The organism is Microbacterium californiense, assembly GCF_047246625.1.
Lineage (GTDB): Bacteria > Actinomycetota > Actinomycetes > Actinomycetales > Microbacteriaceae > Microbacterium.
The window spans coordinates 29,091-45,721 of sequence record NZ_JBFOKQ010000001.1; the positions used below are offsets into that span (position 1 = coordinate 29,091).

Genomic DNA, 16,631 nt, shown 5'->3' on the forward strand with positions numbered 1-16,631 from the left:
CATGGCCCGTCCGGACGATTCCGTCTCGCTGTCCGCCCTGGCGCGGCTGGGTTTCGACGATCTGGGCGAGGCCGCGGCGTCCCTCGCCGAGCTCGCGGATCTCGTCGGGCGTGACCGCGCCGGACTGCTCGTCGGGGCGGATGCTGCAGACCCGGACGCGGCGGTGCGCGGCATGCTCCGCGTGGCGCGTCGTGATCCGGATCCCCTCGCGGCCCTCCTCGACGGCGGCGACGGCCAGCGCCGGGCGTGGCGCGTCTTCGGAGCCTCGTCGGGCCTGGCGGACTTCTTCCTGCGGCATCCTGAGCAGCTGTCGGTCCTGGGGGAGCGGCTCGACGCCCTGCCGACCGCCGAGCAGATGCGCGAGCGGCTCCTGGCGTCGGTCGGGGCCGTCGACGGGTTCTCCCGCGAGGGCGACGACGCCGAGCTGGTCGCCCTGCGCGTCGCCTACCGCCGCGAGCTCACCGCGATCGCCGCGTACGACCTGATGCACCCGGACCCGGTCGACGTCGTCGACGCGGTCGCTGCCGCCCTCGCGGATGCGGCGGGTGCCGCCCTCGAGGCATCGCTCGCCGTCGCTCGCACCCGCGTGCGCGGCGCCGCGGGCGGGCCGGAGGTCGCGGCGGTGCGGCTGGCGGTGATCGGCATGGGCAAGGCCGGCGCGCGCGAGCTCAACTACGTCAGCGACGTGGATGTGATCTTCGTCGGGGGGACGGCCGACGAGGACGTCGTGACCGAGGGGCGGGCGATCGACATCGCGACGCGCCTGGCGCGCGAGACGATGCGCGGACTCAGCGGCATCGAGGTCGAACCGCCGCTGTGGGAGGTCGATGCGGCGCTCAGGCCCGAGGGCAAGCAGGGGGCGCTCGTGCGCACCCTCTCCTCGCATGTCGCGTACTACGAGCGCTGGGCCAAGAGCTGGGAGTTCCAGGCGCTCCTGAAGGCCCGGCCGCTGGCAGGCGATGAGGCGCTGGGCGGCGACTACATCGCCGCGGTCCAGCCGAAGGTGTGGTCCAGCGCCGCGCGGGAGGACTTCGTCGAGAGCGCGCAGCGCATGCGCGAGCGGGTGACGGAGCACATCGACCCCGAGGACGCCCCGTACCAGCTGAAGCTCGGGGTCGGGGGCTTGCGGGACATCGAGTTCACGGTGCAGCTGCTGCAGCTGGTCCACGGCTTGACCGACCCCTCGCTGCGTACGCGCGGGACCCTCGAGAGCCTCGAGGCGCTCGTCGACGGCGGGTACATCGGGCGTCAGGAGGCGACCGCCTTCGCCCACGACTACCGGGTCCTGCGGCTGATGGAGCACCGCCTCCAGCTGCGCGAGCTCAGCCGCACTCATCTGATGCCGCGCACCCCGGACGGCCTGCGCGTGCTGGCCCGCAGCACGGGCCTGGCCGATTCCCGCGACGGGATGTGGGCGCGGTGGGAGGGGATCCGCCGCGAGGTCCGCGAGATCCACACGCGCCTGTTCTACCGTCCGCTGCTGAGCGCGGTCGCCGGGCTCCCGGAGGAGGAGCGCACGCTCTCGACCGAGCAGGCGCACGACCGGCTCGCCGCGATCGGCTTCCGCGATCCCGCCGGAGCGCTCCGGCACATCGGCGCCCTGACCACCGGACTCAGCCGCAAGGCGACGATCCAACGGCATCTCATGCCCGTCATGGTGCGATGGTTCGCCGACGGCAGCGACCCGGACTACGGACTGATCGCGTTCCGGCGCATCAGCGAGCGGCTCGGCGACACCCACTGGTTCCTGCGCATGCTGAGGGACTCCTCGGGGGCGGCCGAGAGCCTGACCCGCCTGCTCTCCACCTCCCGCTACATCGGCGAGCTCATGGAGTGGATCCCGGAGTCGGTGGCCTGGCTCGACAGCACCGACCTGCTGCGACCCCGCAGCGCCTCCTCCCTCGACGAGGAGGCCCGGGCCATCCAGACCCGGCACGACACTGTCGGCGACGCGCTGCGCGCCGTGCGGGCCCTGCGGCGCCGCGAGCTGCTGCGGACCGCGATGGGCGGGGTGCTCGGGGTCCTGACGATCGAGGAGGTGGCGACGGCGATCACCGACGTCACCGAGGCGACCATCCAGGCGGGGCTCCGCGCGGTGCGCCGGCAGATCGTCCCCGCCGAGGACGAGGCCCTGGACTTCGCCGTCATCGCCATGGGGCGGTTCGGCGGGGCCGAGCTCGGCTTCGGATCCGACGCCGACATCCTCTACGTCTACGACGCGAACGGCGTCGAGTCGCAGCGCGCGCAGCAGCTCGCCTCGAAGATCGTGACGGGACTGCGCGAGAACCTCACCGACCACCGCCTTCCGCTCGAGCTCGACGCGGGGCTGCGACCCGAGGGCCGCAGCGGTCCGATGGTGCGCTCGTTCGCCGCCTACGCCGAGTACTACCGCCGCTGGTCGCTGTCCTGGGAGGCACAGGCCCTGCTGCGCGCCCGCGGTGTCGCAGGCAGCGCGAAGCTCATCGGCCGCTTCACGGAGCTCGCCGACAGCATCCGCTATCCGGCCGAGGTCGACCCCCAGGGTGTCCGCGAGATCAAGCGCATCAAGGCCCGGGTCGAGGGGGAGCGGCTGCCGCAGGGCGTCGATCCCCGCCGTCACCTGAAGCTGGGCCCGGGAACCCTCAGCGACGTCGAATGGCTCGTCCAGGTGATCCAGCTCCAGCACGCGCACCGGGTGCCGGCGCTGCGCACCACCTCGACGATGGCGGCACTCGACGCCGCCGTGACCGCCGACCTCCTCCCGGCCGACGCGGCCGAGCGGCTGCGCGAGGCGTGGCGGCTGTCCAGCCGGCTGCGTTCGGCGATCACCATCCTCACCGCGCGGACGAGCGACGTGCTGCCGGCCGACCGTCGTGAACTCGACGCGCTGGCGCGGATCCTGGGCTATCCGGACCGCTCCGCGACGGAGCTCGAGGAGGACTACCTCGCCGTCACCCGCCGCGCGCGCCGCAGTTTCGAGCAGGAGTTCTACGGCTGAGCGGGTGTCGGTTTGCCTTTTCCCGGCGCGACACCCCAGGCTTGGCCTCATGAGCGATTCGAGCATCGGCATCATCTGGAACCCCTCCAAGGTCGATGGGGAGGCTCTGCGCGCAGCGGTCGACGAGGTGTTCGGTCCGGACGCCGACGTCCGCTGGTGGGAGACGCAGATCGAGGACCCGGGCCGGGGCATGGCGGCGGATGCCGTGGATGCCGGATGCGAGGTCGTGATCGCGGTCGGCGGTGACGGCACCGTGCGCGCCGTCACCGAGTCGCTCGCGGGCACCGAGGTGCCGCTCGGCATCGTGCCGCAGGGCACCGGGAACCTGCTGGCGCGCAATCTCGGCGTGCCCCTCGACGGGATGACGTCCGCGCTCGAGCGCGTCCGTGACGCGACTCCGCAGCACATCGACCTCGGCTGGGTCGACTTCAACGGTCAGACCCGTGCCTTCACGGTCATGGTCGGGTTCGGTCTCGACGCGCAGATGCTCGTCGAGACGGACGAGGATCTCAAGGACCGCGCCGGCTGGCTGGCCTACGTCGAGGCGATGGGGCGTGCGCTGAACGGCACGGAGATGATCGACATCACGCTGTCGATCGACGGCGGCGTGGCCGACGAGGTGCGCGGGCATACGATGCTCATCGGCAATTGCGGCATGCTGCAGGGCGGCATCCGTCTGCTCCCCGACGCGCAGCTCGACGACGGCCTGCTCGACATCCTCCTGGTGAGCGCCGAGGGCGCTCTGCAGTGGATGGAGACGGTCCGCTCGGTGGTGTGGGACAACGGCATCCGTCGCATGCTCACCCGCGGCGACGAGACCGTCAGCACCGACTCCACCCAACACCTGACCGCCGAGCGCATCTCGGTCGAGCTCTCGCGTCCTCAGGTCTTCGAGATCGACGGGGAGGACCTGGGGGAGGTGTCGGCGTTCACGGTGCGGGTGCAGCCGGGCGCGCTCACGGTGCGGTGAGCACCGGCGGGGTCTTCTTGCGGTCCTGAGCGGGGAAGACCACCTTCTGCACGATGATGATGACGCTGGCCGCCACCGGGATGGCCACGAGGGCGCCCAGCACCCCTCCCAGCGCGCCGCCCGCCACCGCGGCGATCACCACGAGAGCCCCGGGCACCGCGACCGCCTTGCTCATGATGCGCGGCGACAGCACGTAGGCCTCGATCTGCATGTAGACGAGGTAGTACCCGATCGCGATCAGGGCGGTGATCGGGCTGACGATGAGGCAGATCAGCGCATTGATGATCGACGCGGCCAGCGTGCCGACCAGCGGGATCATCGAGCCGATGAAGGCGATCAGCGCCAGCAGGGCGGGCACCGGGGCGCCGATGATCGTGAGGAAGATGAGACTCAGCACGCCGTTGATGAGGGCGAGGCTCGCCTGGCCCATGACGTAGCGGCCGACCGCGCCCGAGATGTCCTGCAGCAGTTCGCTGAAGGTCTCGCGCTGATAGGCGGGGACGAAACGGGCGGCGACAGCCTTCATGCTGCGCAGCGAGGCCATGAAGTACAGCGTGAGGATGAGCACGATGATGCCGCCCGTCACGCCGCCGGCGATCCCGGCGCCGACCGCGAACACGCCGCCGCCGATGTCAGCGAGGTTCCCGGGATCCTGGAGGAAGGTGAGGACGCTGGACGCGGCATCCTCGAACGTCGATCCGAACTGGTTGCTGAGGTCCTGGAACCACGCCGAGGCCATGATGTCGGCGATCATCTCGGGTCCGTCGTCGATGAGGTTCGTGATCTGCTCCACCAGGATCGGCACGATGGAGAGCAGGATGCCGGCGAACGCCAGCAGCACGATGGCGACCACGATCGCGACGGCCGCCGCGCGGGGGAGCTTGCGCTCGATGAGTCGCACGATGGGATCCAGACCCAGCGCGAGGAAGATCGCCACCCCGATGTACACGAAGACGGTGGCGAGCTGATCGACCATGCCGCCGATCGCGAGCGCGACCAGCACCCCGAGAGCGCCGAGGAGCCCGAACATGAACGGGTTGGTGCGCGCGGCGGCGGTGACCGAGGCCACGCGGCGTGTGGAGCGATCGTTCGCCGGTCCGGTCTCGATTGTCTCGGTCGTCGCGACCACGCTCTTCCGACGCATTGTGTTCCCCTCCGCAAGCCAGACTCATCAGTTGACCATTGCCGTGGCACCCGGTCAAGGCGCGACACGCGCAACGTCGTCACACGGTCGTGCGAGGCTGGGGGCATGAGCGCCACGGCGGACCCCCGGACCTACGACCTCGACGCGCTGCGCGGGCGCGCCCTCCGCCGGACCGGCGGCACGGTGGACGACAGCATCCCCGAGCTCGCGCGGGCCGATGCCGACCTCCTGGGGCTCGCTCTGGTGACGATCGACGGCTCCGTCTCCTCGAGCGCACAGGCCGACGTCGGCTTCAGCCTGCAGTCCGCGGTGAAGCCCTTCCTGTTCGCGCTCGCGCTGCAGGACACCGACGGCGCGGCGCTCGACCGGGTCGGAATCGAGCCGACCGGCGAGGCGTTCGACGCCATCAAGCTCGAGAGCGGCACCGGACGCCCGCCCAACCCCATGGTGAACGCGGGCGCCATCCTCACCGCCTCCCTGGTCGAGGGTGACGACGTGGCCGCGCGCGAGCAGCGCATCCTCGCCGGGCTCTCCGCGTTCGCCGGACGCGACCTGGAGGTCGATGAGGCGATCGCGCGCAACGAGCACCTGCTCGGCGATCGCAACCACGCGCTCGCGCACCTGATGCGGTCCGAGGGCACCCTCCGGGTCGGGGCGGACGACGCCGTGGCCGTCTATGCGCACGCCTGCGCCGTCGTGGTCGACGCGCGGGACCTCGCGGTCATGGGCGCGACGCTCGCGCACGGAGGACGCAACCCGGTGACGGGAGCACAGGTCATCGGCGCGGCCGTCGCGCGCGACGTCGTGTCGGTGATGTCGACCTGCGGCGTCTACGACGGCTCGGGACGATGGATGCGGCAGGTCGGCGTCCCGGCGAAGTCGAGCGTCTCGGGAGCGATCGTGCTCTCGGCCCCCGGCGTACTGGGAGCGGCGGTCATCAGTCCGCCGCTCGACGAGAGGGGCACCAGCGTCCGGGGCCACTTCGTGAGCGACGCCCTCAGCGCCGACCTCGGACTGCACGTCTTCGGCCGGGTGGGCTGACACGCCGAGGGTGGCCCCCGGCATACGACAGAGCGCCCCGCCGGTCGAAGCCGGCGGGGCGCTCTGGCAGGCTCGATCAGACGCCGAAGTACAGCTCGTACTTTCTCCGGGTGACTGGTCGGTGATGGAAACCCCCGACATCCGCGTGATTCCGGGCATCTGAGTGATGGGGAGTGATAGTCATGGATGGTCTCTGCCGGACGTTCTGCGGACTTTCTGCGGACTGGGGGAGTCGTGACTGAGGAGAAGTGGTTCACATACGCCGAGGCCGCGAAACGGGTCAAGCGCTGCCACCGCACGATCCGGCGCTGGCACTCCATCGGGATGCCGATGGAGTGGAAGATCATAGAGGGTCAACGCACTCGCGTCGTCCGTGAAGACATCCTCCTCGCGTTCTTCCGGCAGACGCTGCAGAACAGCCCCGTGCACCAGTACCGCCTCCGCGCTCAGGGGCTCCCGAACACGGCACCCGGCAACCGTCTATAGGGGCTCGTCAGGCAAGCTCCTCAGCCACCGTTGCAGCTCCTCAACCGGGATCACCGGCTTCGAGTTCGCGTACGACGGCACCAGGTAGTTGTCGCGGATCTGCTTCCGGATCGTCTCGACGCTGTAACCCACTGCGGTCGCGGCCTCAGGGATCGTCAGCGCAAGCCTGAACGGCTGCTCACCGAGCACCGCGGCGATCTCCTCGCGAATCACTCTGCGGATGATCCCCTCGAGCAGGCTATCCATGCTGCCGAGGCTACCGAAACCCGGTTCCCTCGCGTGATTCTCGGCCCGATCTCGACCCGGTTTCGAGCTCATTTAGGTGCGGTTTGAACCCCGCTCAGGGGAGGTTCGAACCGGCCGAGAGGCCCGGAATCACGCTCCTCGCGCGCGACCCCCCCTGGTATTTTCGGCGCGGAACGGCGGGGGGAGAGGAACACTCCCGTGTGGTGGTCCGCCCTCAGTCCTCGTTGTGGATATTTTCGGGGGCCCCGGTCGTCAGGGCGGCGAGGCGCTGCACGTAGCCGCTTAGGACCTCCGCGCGCGCTTCGGCTGGCCATGACGCCCACGCTTCGATCAGTGCGTCGACGGCGTCGGGATCGTCGTTCAGCACGGCCACGGCGATACGGGCGCCCAGGACGTCAGCGGCGGTGTCCTCGGGCGCGATCACGAGTTCCCTGAACCCGTCGTCATGCTCATCGGCGACGAGGATGCCAGCGAGGCCCCTCAGCACGTCTCGTTCCTTGCGTCGAGTCTTCCGAGAGTTGTACCGGATCCACCGCCGCGCGCGCTCTACGTCGCCGTCGTGGAAGATCCGCACGAGCTCGATCAGTTCGTGCGTCGCCGTCGCCGCGAGGTTCGCGAGCGACTTCTCCATCACGATGCGCCCAGCTGCTGCTCGATCTCCCGGCCCGCGACCCGCATCGCGACCCTCGGGTCCATGCCCTCGAAGTGAAGGTGCTGTATCACGGTGACCTCCCGACGCTCGACCGGGCGGCCCTCGCCGGCCGCCTGCGGAACCAGGATAGGCGTGCTGCTCGTCGGAACCCGCGGGAGCCAGGTGCCTGTCCGGGATCGCAGGGACGTTCACAGGGCCACCGTCAGCAAGGCGAAGGAGGCCGGCGAGAGCGGCGCGCCGGAAGCGGTAGACCGCGTCGTGCCCGCCCATCGCGTTGACCTCGGCCGCGGTCAGCATGTGCTCACCGTTCGACGCCATGATCGGCACCAGGTCGTCACGAGGACCGCCTGCACCGAAGATCGGACCACCCGACGCCTTCCCCGCGACGAGACCGCCCTGCCCGCCAGGGCCGACCGCGATGTTGATGCGTTTCGTCGAGTTCCGACGGATGAAGTCGTCGACCTCGTTGTCCGCACCCGTCGTGTCCGCCACGATGATGAAGTTCCCGTCAGGGAGCTGCACGACCTTCTGTGTGAGCCGGTCGACGACGTCGGCTTCCGCCGAAGCGTTCGACGTGTACACGGTGTAGGCGGTCTCCGGCGTCTCGAGCACGGTGTCGATGAGCGCCTGCGCCTGCTCCTGCGACAGCCCCATCGCCTCGAGCTGCCCCATCAGAGCGTCACGCGTGCCCTGGTATCGGGCCTGCAGGTTCTCCTGCGACTCGCCCGCCAGCAGCGCGGCCTGGTACTCCGCGTCGAGCGACGACGCCGACGCTCGCAGTTGGTCGTCGAGCGCCCGGCCGGACTCCGTCGAACGCAGGTTCGCGGTGTCGAGGCCCTCGATCGAGAATCGCGTTCCGTCCGCCGCGAGACCCACCTGGGCCACGGCGTCGGCGGTCCGTAGTGCGGCATCGTTCGCGAAGCCCAGTGCGACGAGCGGCTCGCCGAACTCGTTCAGCTTCGTGCGCGCCCCGTCGATCGCGTTCCCGTGATCCTCGCGGATCGTGTCCGCCGTGTCGCCAGCACCCTCCGAGAAGGCGAGCATCCCGTTCGCCATGTCGACCATCGCGTTCGAGACGTCCTGCTGCCCGAGCGCCGCGGGGATAGCCGCGAGACCGTAGACGACCTCCGACAGTGACCCGACGAACTCGCCCAGCGCTTCCGTGCCGGACGCGACCGACTCGACCACCGAATCGCCGAAGTCCAGAGCGCCGTTCGCCATGTCGAGGAGGAACTGCATCAGCGGGCCACGGTTCTGCGACACCCAGTCGGCGAACTCGCCCAGCGGCTCCGAGAACGCCGCCGCGAGAGCACCCTGGATGCCCTGAGCGGCCGTCTCGATGTTCCGTTTGGCCTGCTCGATCTTCGAGGCGTCGTTGCCCGCGAGGGTGTCGAACATCTTCTGAGCGGATCCCGTCACCCCGTTGAGCTCATCGACGGCCGTGGTGAGATCCATCGACAGCAGCGCTGCCGCCATGTCCTCAGACTGCGTGCCGAACAGCGCCACGGCCGCGGCGGCCTGCTCTGCCGGGTCCGGCATCTCCCGGATCCGGTCGAGCGTCTCGTCCAGCGCTGCGGCGGCCTCAGGGCCACCCTGAGCGATCCGGCGAGACAGGTCGTCCCACGAGAATCCGACCGCCTCGAACCCCTCCGCCATCCCGGGATCCTTCGCACGGAGCGCGAGCTCCTTCAGCGCGTCCGCCACCAGGTCGCTGTCACGAGCACCGCCCCGAAGACCCTGCGACAGCAGACCGAGCGCCTGCGGGCCATCGAGCCCCAGCTGCCGGAACTGCGTGCTGAATTCGTTGTAGGTCTCCAGGAGGTCGCCGCCGATGTTCACGCCCTCACGGGCGCCGGTAGCGAGGATGTCGAACGCCTGCTTCGCGGAACCCGCGAGCCCCGTGCGGAGCATCTGCGCGACCGCTCGAGCGACCGGCTCGACGTCCTCACCCAGAACGTCCGCGATACCCGCGAGGCCTTCGACGACCAACTGCGCGTCACGGGTCGTCGCGGACGGGTCGAGGATGTCGAACTGCACCGCCAGCCGCGTGACGTCCATGTTCGACTCGATCGACTCGCCGAAGTTGTTCGCATACGCCTCACCGGCCGCGTTGCCCAGCCGGCGTGCGGCGGCCTCGTTCATTCCGGTCAGCGCCTGCAGACGGTCGTACCCGACCTCGACCTGCAGACCGTTCTCGAAGGCGCTGACGAGGCCGTTCGCAGCCGCAGCTTGCTGCGCCCAACCAACGGTCCTGCGACGTCGGCTAGCGTGCCCGGCTGAGCTTCCGCAACTGCCGCACGAGAAGGTGGGCTTCGGCATTCACGTTCGAGGAGTAGACGCGCTGGATGAGTCCCGAGCTGAAGGTCACCCTAGGTTTCCCCGAGCCGAGAATATGCACACCGTCGTCGACGTACTGGAACAGCGCTCGGGTAACGAGACGATCAGCGTCGGTCTTCGGGTCGGTGCTGATGTGAATCTGCTCGTCGGCGAGCGCTGACCACTCGCTGCCAAAGATGATGCGGCATCGACGCCTCACGAGAGCACGCCGCCAACGCGGAAGATCTTCGGCGAGCCGTAGCACCGCCAGCGCACTGACTCCGTCTTCAGCGTCGGACGTTTGGGCTTCGCGTTGCAGGCTACGCCCTCGGCCGGAAGCACGCTCCTGCGCGGAACGCAGCCACGGCGCTACCGTCTTACGGAGCTCGCGACGGGCAAGGTCCGCGCGCTCAGCGCGGATCTTCTCCCCAGTGAAGTAGCGCACGCCGATGTACGAGACGACGAGGCTGCCGCCGATACTTGCCGCGAAGGTGAGGGGTTCGAATGATGCCACGCACACAAGCTAGCGCGTGCCTTCGACACGAAAGAGCCCGCCCCTGGAACTAGCAGGGGCGGGCTCGTCTCACGATTCTGCGGACTCCCTGCGGACTAGCCCCAGGAATGCCGCGGAATCTGGCTACACTCCGAAGTACAGCTCGTACTCGAACGGGTGCGGACGCTGCGCGATCGGCAGGATCTCGTTCTCGTACTTGTAGGAGATCCAGGTCTCGATGAGCTCCTCGGTGAACACGCCGCCCTCGAGGAGGAACTGGTGGTCGGTGCGCAGCGCCTCGAGCGAGTCGAGCAGCGAGTTCGGCACCTGCGGGATGCCCTTGGCCTCCTCGGGCGGGAGCTCGTAGAGGTCCTTGTCGACCGGCTCGTGCGGCTCGATGCGGTTCTTGATGCCGTCGAGGCCGGCCATGAGCTGCGCCGCGAAGGCGAGGTACGGGTTGCCCGAGGCATCGGGCGCGCGGAACTCGATGCGCTTGGCCTTCGGGTTCGAGCCCGTGATCGGGATACGGATGGCGGCCGACCGGTTGCCGGCCGAGTACACCAGGTTGACCGGAGCCTCGAAGCCCTTCACCAGACGGTGGTAGCTGTTGAGGGTCGGGTTGGTGAAGGCGAGCAGCGCCGGCGCGTGGGCCAGGATGCCGCCGATGTACCAGCGGGCGATGTCGCTGAGCTGGCCGTAGCCCGCCTCGTCGTAGAACAGCGGCTCGCCGTCGTTCCACAGCGACTGGTGGGTGTGCATGCCCGAGCCGTTGTCACCGTAGAGGGGCTTGGGCATGAAGGTCGCGACCTTGCCCCACTCCTCGGCGGTGTTCTTCACGATGTACTTGAACTTGAGGATGTCGTCCGCCGCGTGGACCATCGTGTCGAAGCGGTAGTTGATCTCCTGCTGGCCGGCGGTGCCCACCTCGTGGTGCGAGCGCTCGAGGATGAAGCCGGCGTCGATCAGCTTGAGGGTGATGTCGTCGCGCAGGTCGGCGGTCTTGTCGACCGGGCTGACGGGGAAGTAACCGCCCTTGTACGGGGTCTTGTTGGCGAGGTTGCCGCCCTCCTCCTCGCGGCCGGTGTTCCACGCGGCCTCCTCGGAGTCGACCTTGTAGAAGCTCTCGCCCGCGGTGACCGAGTAGCGGACGTCGTCGAAGATGTAGAACTCGGCCTCGGGGGCGAAGAACGCGGTGTCGGCGATGCCGGTGGAGGCGAGGTACTTCTCGGCCTTCTTTGCGACCTGACGCGGGTCCTTCGAGTAGATCTCGCCGGTGCGCGGGTTGTAGATGTCGAAGATCATCACGAGGGTGCTCGCCTCCCGGAACGGGTCGATGTACGCTGTCGTGACATCCGGGATGAGCTGCATGTCGGACTCGTGGATGCTGGCGAAGCCGCGGATCGAGGAGCCGTCGAACAGCTGCCCCTCCGTGAAGAACGCCTCGTCGACCGTCGCCGCAGGAATGTTGAAGTGCTGCTGCACACCCGGGAGATCGGTGAAGCGGATGTCAAGGAACTTGACGTCGTTCTCCTTGATGTAGCTCAGTACCTCGGACGAATCTTTGAACATGTACGACTCCTGTAATGCGGATCGATGGCTTCGGGGCCACTCTGCAGAGTACGGTCGGGGGATTTCTCCACGGTATCCGCATTGTTTCGAGCGTGTTACACCGACGCTCTGACGCGACGGCATCCGGTCGGCGGCGATCCGGCCGCTCGGTAGGCTGGTGGAGTGACGGATGCTGTGAACACGTACCCCGGTGAACGACTCGGCTTCCCCGTCTCCGGGCCGGGGAGCATCGGCCGTCCCGGCCGTCGCATCGGCGCCCTCGCGATCGACTACGTCGCCGCCACGCTGATCGCGACCGCGTTCCTCGGCTACGACCAGTTCGCCCTCCCGAGCGAGGCGGGGCTGACGCAGTTCGCGCCGATGGCGGTCTTCGCCGTCCTCCAGATCCTCTTCATTCCCACCGCCGGGGGGAGCCCCGGCCACCGCATCCTCGGGATGCGCGTCGTGCGGCTGGACGGCGGGTGGGTGGGCCTCTGGCGGCCGATCGTGCGGACGCTCCTGCTCGTGGTCGTCATCCCGGCGGTCATCTGGGACCAGGATCAGCGCGGACTCCACGACAAGCTCGTGGGCACCGTCCTCATCCGCGCCTGACGATCAGGCGTGACCGCGGTTGCGACGCCGCGCCTCGCGGGGCGCCCGACCGCCCAGGAACGAGCGGGCCGGATCCACGATGAAGCCGCGTCGCAGCGCCTCCCGCCCGATGAGCATGCGGAATCCCATCTCGTCGCGGTTGCTCAGGGTGACCTCGGCGAGCACCTCGCGATCGACCAGGCGGATCAGGAGCTGCACGACCAGGCGCTCCTGGGCGTGGCCGGAGGAGCTGCGCACAGCGCGACGGTCGTGGACGGGCAGCTGCACGTCGACGGCATCCGCGGGGCTGTCCTGCCAGGGTCGGACGCGGAACCGCACCCAGGCCTCGCCCTCGCGGTCGAACTCGTGGACGTCGAAGGCATGCAGCGACGACGTGCGCGCACCGGTGTCGATCTTCGCCTTGATCCAGTCGACTCCCACGTCGGGCAGGGTCACCCACTCCCGCCACCCCGTAAGGGTGTTTGAATGGGATGTCTTACTCACCCGACCATCCTGGCAGGAAAACCTCCGTGAAGATCGCAGTGCTCTCCCGTGCGCCCCAGGCGTACTCCACCCAGCGCCTCCGTGCCGCCGCTCTCCAGCGGGGGCACACCGTCAAGGTGCTGAACACGCTGCGCTTCGCGATCGATCTCACCGCGGACGAACCGGACTTGCACTACCGAGGGCGTCAGCTCAGCGACTATGACGCGATCCTGCCCCGCATCGGCAACTCGATCACGTACTTCGGCACCGCCGTCGTGAGGCAGTTCGAGCAGATGGACGTCTACACGCCCAACACCGCGAACGGCATCTCGAGCGCACGCGACAAGCTCCGCGCGAACCAGATCCTCTCCCGTCACAACATCGCGATGCCGCCCACCGCGTTCGTGCGAAACCGCGCCGACGTGCGTCCCGCGATCGAAAGGGTCGGCGGGGCTCCGGTCGTCATCAAGCTCCTGGAGGGCACGCAGGGGATCGGCGTGATCCTCGCCCCCCAGGTGAAGGTCGCCGAGGCGATCATCGAGACGCTGCACTCGACGAAGCAGAACGTGCTGATCCAGAAGTTCATCTCCGAGAGCAGGGGGCGCGACATCCGCGCCCTCGTCGTGGGGGATCGGGTCGTCGCCGCGATGCGTCGCTCGGCCGCGGGAGACGAGTTCCGCTCGAACGTGCACCGCGGCGGCTCGGTCGAGGCCATCGAGCTGGATCCCGTGTACGAGCGGGCCGCCGTGCGTTCGGCGCAGATCATGGGCCTCCGCGTCGCCGGCGTCGACATGCTCGAGGGCGACGAGGGACCGCTGGTGATGGAGGTGAACTCCTCGCCGGGACTGCAGGGGATCGAGACCGCGACCAAGCTCGACGTCGCGGGCGCGATCATCGACTACATCGCCGGACAGGTCGCCTTCCCCGAGATCGACGTGCGGCAGCGGCTCACCGTCTCGACCGGGTACGGCGTCGCGGAGCTCATGGTGCACGGCGCCGCGGACCTCGTCGGCAAGACGCTGGGTGAGGCGGGGCTCTGGGAGCGGGACATCACGGTGCTCACCCTGCATCGCGGCGTCTCGGTCATCCCCAATCCTCGCAAGCACGTCGTGCTGGAGGCGGACGACCGGTTGTTCTGCTTCGGCAAGCTCGACGAGATGCGCGGGATGATCCCGGAGCGCCGGCGCCGACGCGCCAAGGTCCGGCGGTTGCCGCGCGAGCCGCTGTCCGAGTGACGCGGAAGCGGCCGTCCTCCGAAGAGGGCGGCCGCTTCCGCGTCAGGGACGGTGGATCAGCGCGGACGCTGCGACCGCACCTTCGTGGGGTCGATCCCCTTCGGGATGGGCAGCGACGAGAGCGACTGCGACACCGACTCGATGCGTCGGATGACGGCGGCCATCGTGGTCTTGTCGATCGCCTTCGGCAGCTTCTTGATCGTCTTCGCGAGGTCGGCGATCGGGACCTCGTCGTCGCCGTGACCGACATACAGCACCGTCACGGGCACACCGTGCGCCACGCGCTGGGCCTTGCTGCGCTCCTCGTTGATCAGGCGGGTGAGACGTCCCCGCGCGCCTTCGCCGATGACGACGATGCCACCGCGACCGACCGCGCGGTAGACGGCCTCCTGGGTCTTGGGGTTGATGCCGACGGGCGTGTCCGAACCCTGCCAGCGGCGTCCCAGGCTGGTGCTGATGACGTGACCGGTGGCGCCGGGCATGCCGTCGATCTTCGTGTACATGGCCGACGTCGACAGGCGGGTCATGAGGATCATGGCGCCGAGCACGCCGACCATGAGTCCCGTGAGGCCCCACAGCACGAGGGTCCACCACTGCAGCGGCGGGATGAGGTATCCGACGACGAGGCCGATCAGGACGCCCCCGACCAGGATCGCGATCTGCGCCCACGGCAGCCACGGGTACGCCTCGCGGGTGAACCGGAAGAGGGACTTGATCTGGGAGAAGAACCCAGGACGCTTCTCGGGTTCGGGAGCACTCTTTGCCATGCCTTCCAGCCTACCGAGTCGCGGGCCGCCGTCATGCGCCGTTCGCGCCGGGCGGAGCGGCCGTGCGGACATCTCCTGCACAGTTCAGGAAGAGCGTGGATTCGTCCACATCGCGCCGGATCGGCGTCCGGAGCGGGCACCGATGCAGTGTGCTGGAGCCATGACAGACGTCGCACTCGGGGAGAAGGCACCCCCGCTCCTGCCGGGGGTGCACAGGGTGATCCGCGCGCTCGACGCGTCGGAGACCCCCTTCGTCGGGCTGCTCGTGACCTGTGGGGACGGTGTCGCGGTGCAGCTCGACGCGGAGGCGTTGGAGGGATGGATCGGATGGCGCCACGCGGGCGCCGAGCACGTGGCGGGCCCGATCGACGTGGTCCGGCGGCGCGACGGCCACGATGTGCTGCTGCCGTGGTGCACCGAGCGGGTCGCCACTTTCCTCGGTCGACGGCGCGCCGAGGGCGACGTCCTGGCCGCGGGGGAGTGCAGCACGCTCGTCGCCAGTCTGCTGCGTGGCATCGGGGAACTGGGGCAGGATGCCGGATCGGAGGCCGGCGGATGGTGGATGACGGGCGACGGGCGGCCCGTGTTCGTCTTCGGGTCGGGTGAGGATGCCCGCGCCGGGGCGACCCGCATCGTGGCATCCCTGGCGGAGGCGAGCGGAGACAAGGCCATGGCGCGGCTGCTCGTGCAGATCGAGGCGGGCCTTCGACGCGGCGCATCGCAGCCTCGGATCGCCGCCCGCCAGCTGGAGGAGTGGGAACGGGCGCTCTTCGATCTCGCCGTCTCGCGACCGTTGCGCTCCGTGTCGGTGCGCACCGCGGACGGCGGCGTCGGGCAGCACGACGTCCCGCCGTCGAGGCGCCCGGCCGCGGTGGGCGAGCGAGCCCTGAGCCGCGCCGAGGCGCGCAGACGTGCGGACGCGGGACTCGCGCCGGTGAGCTGGACCGCCCGGCTCCGGGAGACGGTGTCGGACCTCGGTGCCGCGGCCGGACGGTCCGCGCGGGAGCGGTTCGGGGCACGGGTGACGGGAGTGGTGTCCGAGGGTCGCGACGGGAGGTCCGCGCGCCGCGACGGAACGGGGGAGCGCCGCCGGCGACGCCCGCGGCTGCTGCTCGCCGGGGCGGCCGCGATGATCGTGCTCGTCGGGGGACTCCTCTGGCCGGGTGGAGGCTCTGACGACTCCGCCGTGGGAGCGGCTCCCGCCCCCATCGACGCGCCGAGCACCGGAGCGCCGGGCACCGGGACGCCGGAACTGGATGCGCGACCGGGTGCCCCGGACGACGCCGCCGACACTGTGGCCGACGATGGGGCCGACGGCGGGCAGACGAGCGAGGGCGAGCAGACGGCCTCGGATCCCGTCCACGCGGTCGAGGGGCTGCTGGCGGCGCTGCGCGCGTGCGAGGACGCGCCCGGCGCCTCCTGCGACGGGGTCGCGGTCCCGGAGGCGACGGCGCTCCTCCCCGAACTCCGCGAGCTCGCGCACTCCCGGCCCGCGACCGCGCTCGTCGACGAGTACGGAGACGTCGCGGTCGTGCGCCTGACGCCCGCGCAGGAGGTGCCGACGGAGGACGGCGGGTCCGCGATCACCGCGGCGTCCGCGCCTCGCGTGGTCGTGATCGTGCGGGTGGAAGAGAAATGGCTGGTCCGCGACGTCTATGACGTCGCGGACCAGCCGGGATAAC

General features: G+C 69.6%; 14 protein-coding genes. 7 read left to right on the forward strand and 7 right to left on the reverse strand.

The window, feature by feature from the left end:
* Window position 1 precedes the first annotated feature (1 nt).
* Window positions 2–2,977, forward strand: a complete 2,976-nt coding sequence (locus tag AB3M82_RS00185) for a bifunctional [glutamine synthetase] adenylyltransferase/[glutamine synthetase]-adenylyl-L-tyrosine phosphorylase (RefSeq protein WP_412954600.1) — start codon at window positions 2–4, stop codon at window positions 2,975–2,977.
* A 49-nt stretch (window positions 2,978–3,026) separates the two neighbouring features.
* A complete protein-coding gene (locus tag AB3M82_RS00190; protein WP_412954602.1) occupies window positions 3,027–3,947 on the forward strand; it encodes a diacylglycerol/lipid kinase family protein in 921 nt (306 codons plus the stop codon).
* On the opposite strand, the gene AB3M82_RS00195 is transcribed toward AB3M82_RS00190, so the two are convergent.
* Entirely contained in the window at window positions 3,934–5,091 is a 1,158-nt protein-coding gene (locus AB3M82_RS00195) for an AI-2E family transporter (RefSeq protein WP_412954604.1), read from the reverse strand. The two genes, AB3M82_RS00190 and AB3M82_RS00195, sit on opposite strands and share 14 nt — an antisense overlap.
* 105 nt (window positions 5,092–5,196) lie before the next feature.
* On the opposite strand from AB3M82_RS00195, the gene glsA reads away from it, so the two are divergent.
* Together glsA and AB3M82_RS00205 are read left to right on the forward strand one after the other, a co-directional pair.
* Window positions 5,197–6,132, forward strand: coding sequence for a glutaminase A (gene glsA / locus AB3M82_RS00200; RefSeq protein ID WP_412954607.1), 936 nt, complete (start codon window positions 5,197–5,199; stop codon window positions 6,130–6,132).
* Window positions 6,133–6,366: 234 nt separating this feature from the next.
* Window positions 6,367–6,618 carry a hypothetical protein gene (locus tag AB3M82_RS00205; RefSeq protein ID WP_412954609.1) on the forward strand — a complete coding sequence of 84 codons (252 nt, stop codon included), beginning with the start codon at window positions 6,367–6,369 and terminating at the stop codon, window positions 6,616–6,618.
* Here AB3M82_RS00205 and AB3M82_RS00210 read toward each other — a convergent pair.
* From AB3M82_RS00210 to glnA, 4 genes are all read right to left on the reverse strand, one after another.
* Window positions 6,613–6,864 (reverse strand): helix-turn-helix domain-containing protein, encoded by a 252-nt coding sequence (locus AB3M82_RS00210; protein WP_412954612.1) that lies wholly within the window; start codon window positions 6,862–6,864, stop codon window positions 6,613–6,615. The genes AB3M82_RS00205 and AB3M82_RS00210 overlap by 6 nt on opposite strands.
* 214 nt (window positions 6,865–7,078) lie before the next feature.
* On the reverse strand, window positions 7,079–9,658 hold the full coding sequence (locus tag AB3M82_RS00215; protein WP_412954615.1) for a phage tail tape measure protein: 2,580 nt from the start codon (window positions 9,656–9,658) through the stop codon (window positions 7,079–7,081).
* A 121-nt stretch (window positions 9,659–9,779) separates the two neighbouring features.
* Window positions 9,780–10,346 (reverse strand): hypothetical protein, encoded by a 567-nt coding sequence (locus tag AB3M82_RS00220; RefSeq protein ID WP_412954618.1) that lies wholly within the window; start codon window positions 10,344–10,346, stop codon window positions 9,780–9,782.
* Between the two features lie 123 nt (window positions 10,347–10,469).
* Window positions 10,470–11,894: a type I glutamate--ammonia ligase gene (gene glnA, locus AB3M82_RS00225; RefSeq protein WP_412954620.1), complete on the reverse strand. Its 1,425-nt coding sequence runs from the start codon at window positions 11,892–11,894 to the stop codon at window positions 10,470–10,472.
* Window positions 11,895–12,056: 162 nt separating this feature from the next.
* Here glnA and AB3M82_RS00230 point away from each other — a divergent pair, with 162 nt between their 5' ends.
* A complete protein-coding gene (locus AB3M82_RS00230) occupies window positions 12,057–12,485 on the forward strand; it encodes an RDD family protein (RefSeq protein WP_412954623.1) in 429 nt (142 codons plus the stop codon).
* A 3-nt stretch (window positions 12,486–12,488) separates the two neighbouring features.
* Here the strand turns inward: AB3M82_RS00230 and AB3M82_RS00235 are convergent, their stop codons facing one another.
* Window positions 12,489–12,968 (reverse strand): ATP-dependent zinc protease family protein, encoded by a 480-nt coding sequence (locus AB3M82_RS00235; protein WP_412954625.1) that lies wholly within the window; start codon window positions 12,966–12,968, stop codon window positions 12,489–12,491.
* Between the two features lie 26 nt (window positions 12,969–12,994).
* Here AB3M82_RS00235 and AB3M82_RS00240 point away from each other — a divergent pair, with 26 nt between their 5' ends.
* Window positions 12,995–14,182: a RimK family alpha-L-glutamate ligase gene (locus tag AB3M82_RS00240; RefSeq protein WP_412954628.1), complete on the forward strand. Its 1,188-nt coding sequence runs from the start codon at window positions 12,995–12,997 to the stop codon at window positions 14,180–14,182.
* A 56-nt stretch (window positions 14,183–14,238) separates the two neighbouring features.
* On the opposite strand, the gene AB3M82_RS00245 is transcribed toward AB3M82_RS00240, so the two are convergent.
* A complete protein-coding gene (locus tag AB3M82_RS00245) occupies window positions 14,239–14,949 on the reverse strand; it encodes a DUF4191 domain-containing protein (RefSeq protein ID WP_412954631.1) in 711 nt (236 codons plus the stop codon).
* 160 nt (window positions 14,950–15,109) lie between these two features.
* On the opposite strand from AB3M82_RS00245, the gene AB3M82_RS00250 reads away from it, so the two are divergent.
* Window positions 15,110–16,630 carry a hypothetical protein gene (locus AB3M82_RS00250; protein WP_412954633.1) on the forward strand — a complete coding sequence of 507 codons (1,521 nt, stop codon included), beginning with the start codon at window positions 15,110–15,112 and terminating at the stop codon, window positions 16,628–16,630.
* The last annotated feature ends 1 nt before the right edge of the window (window position 16,631 follow it).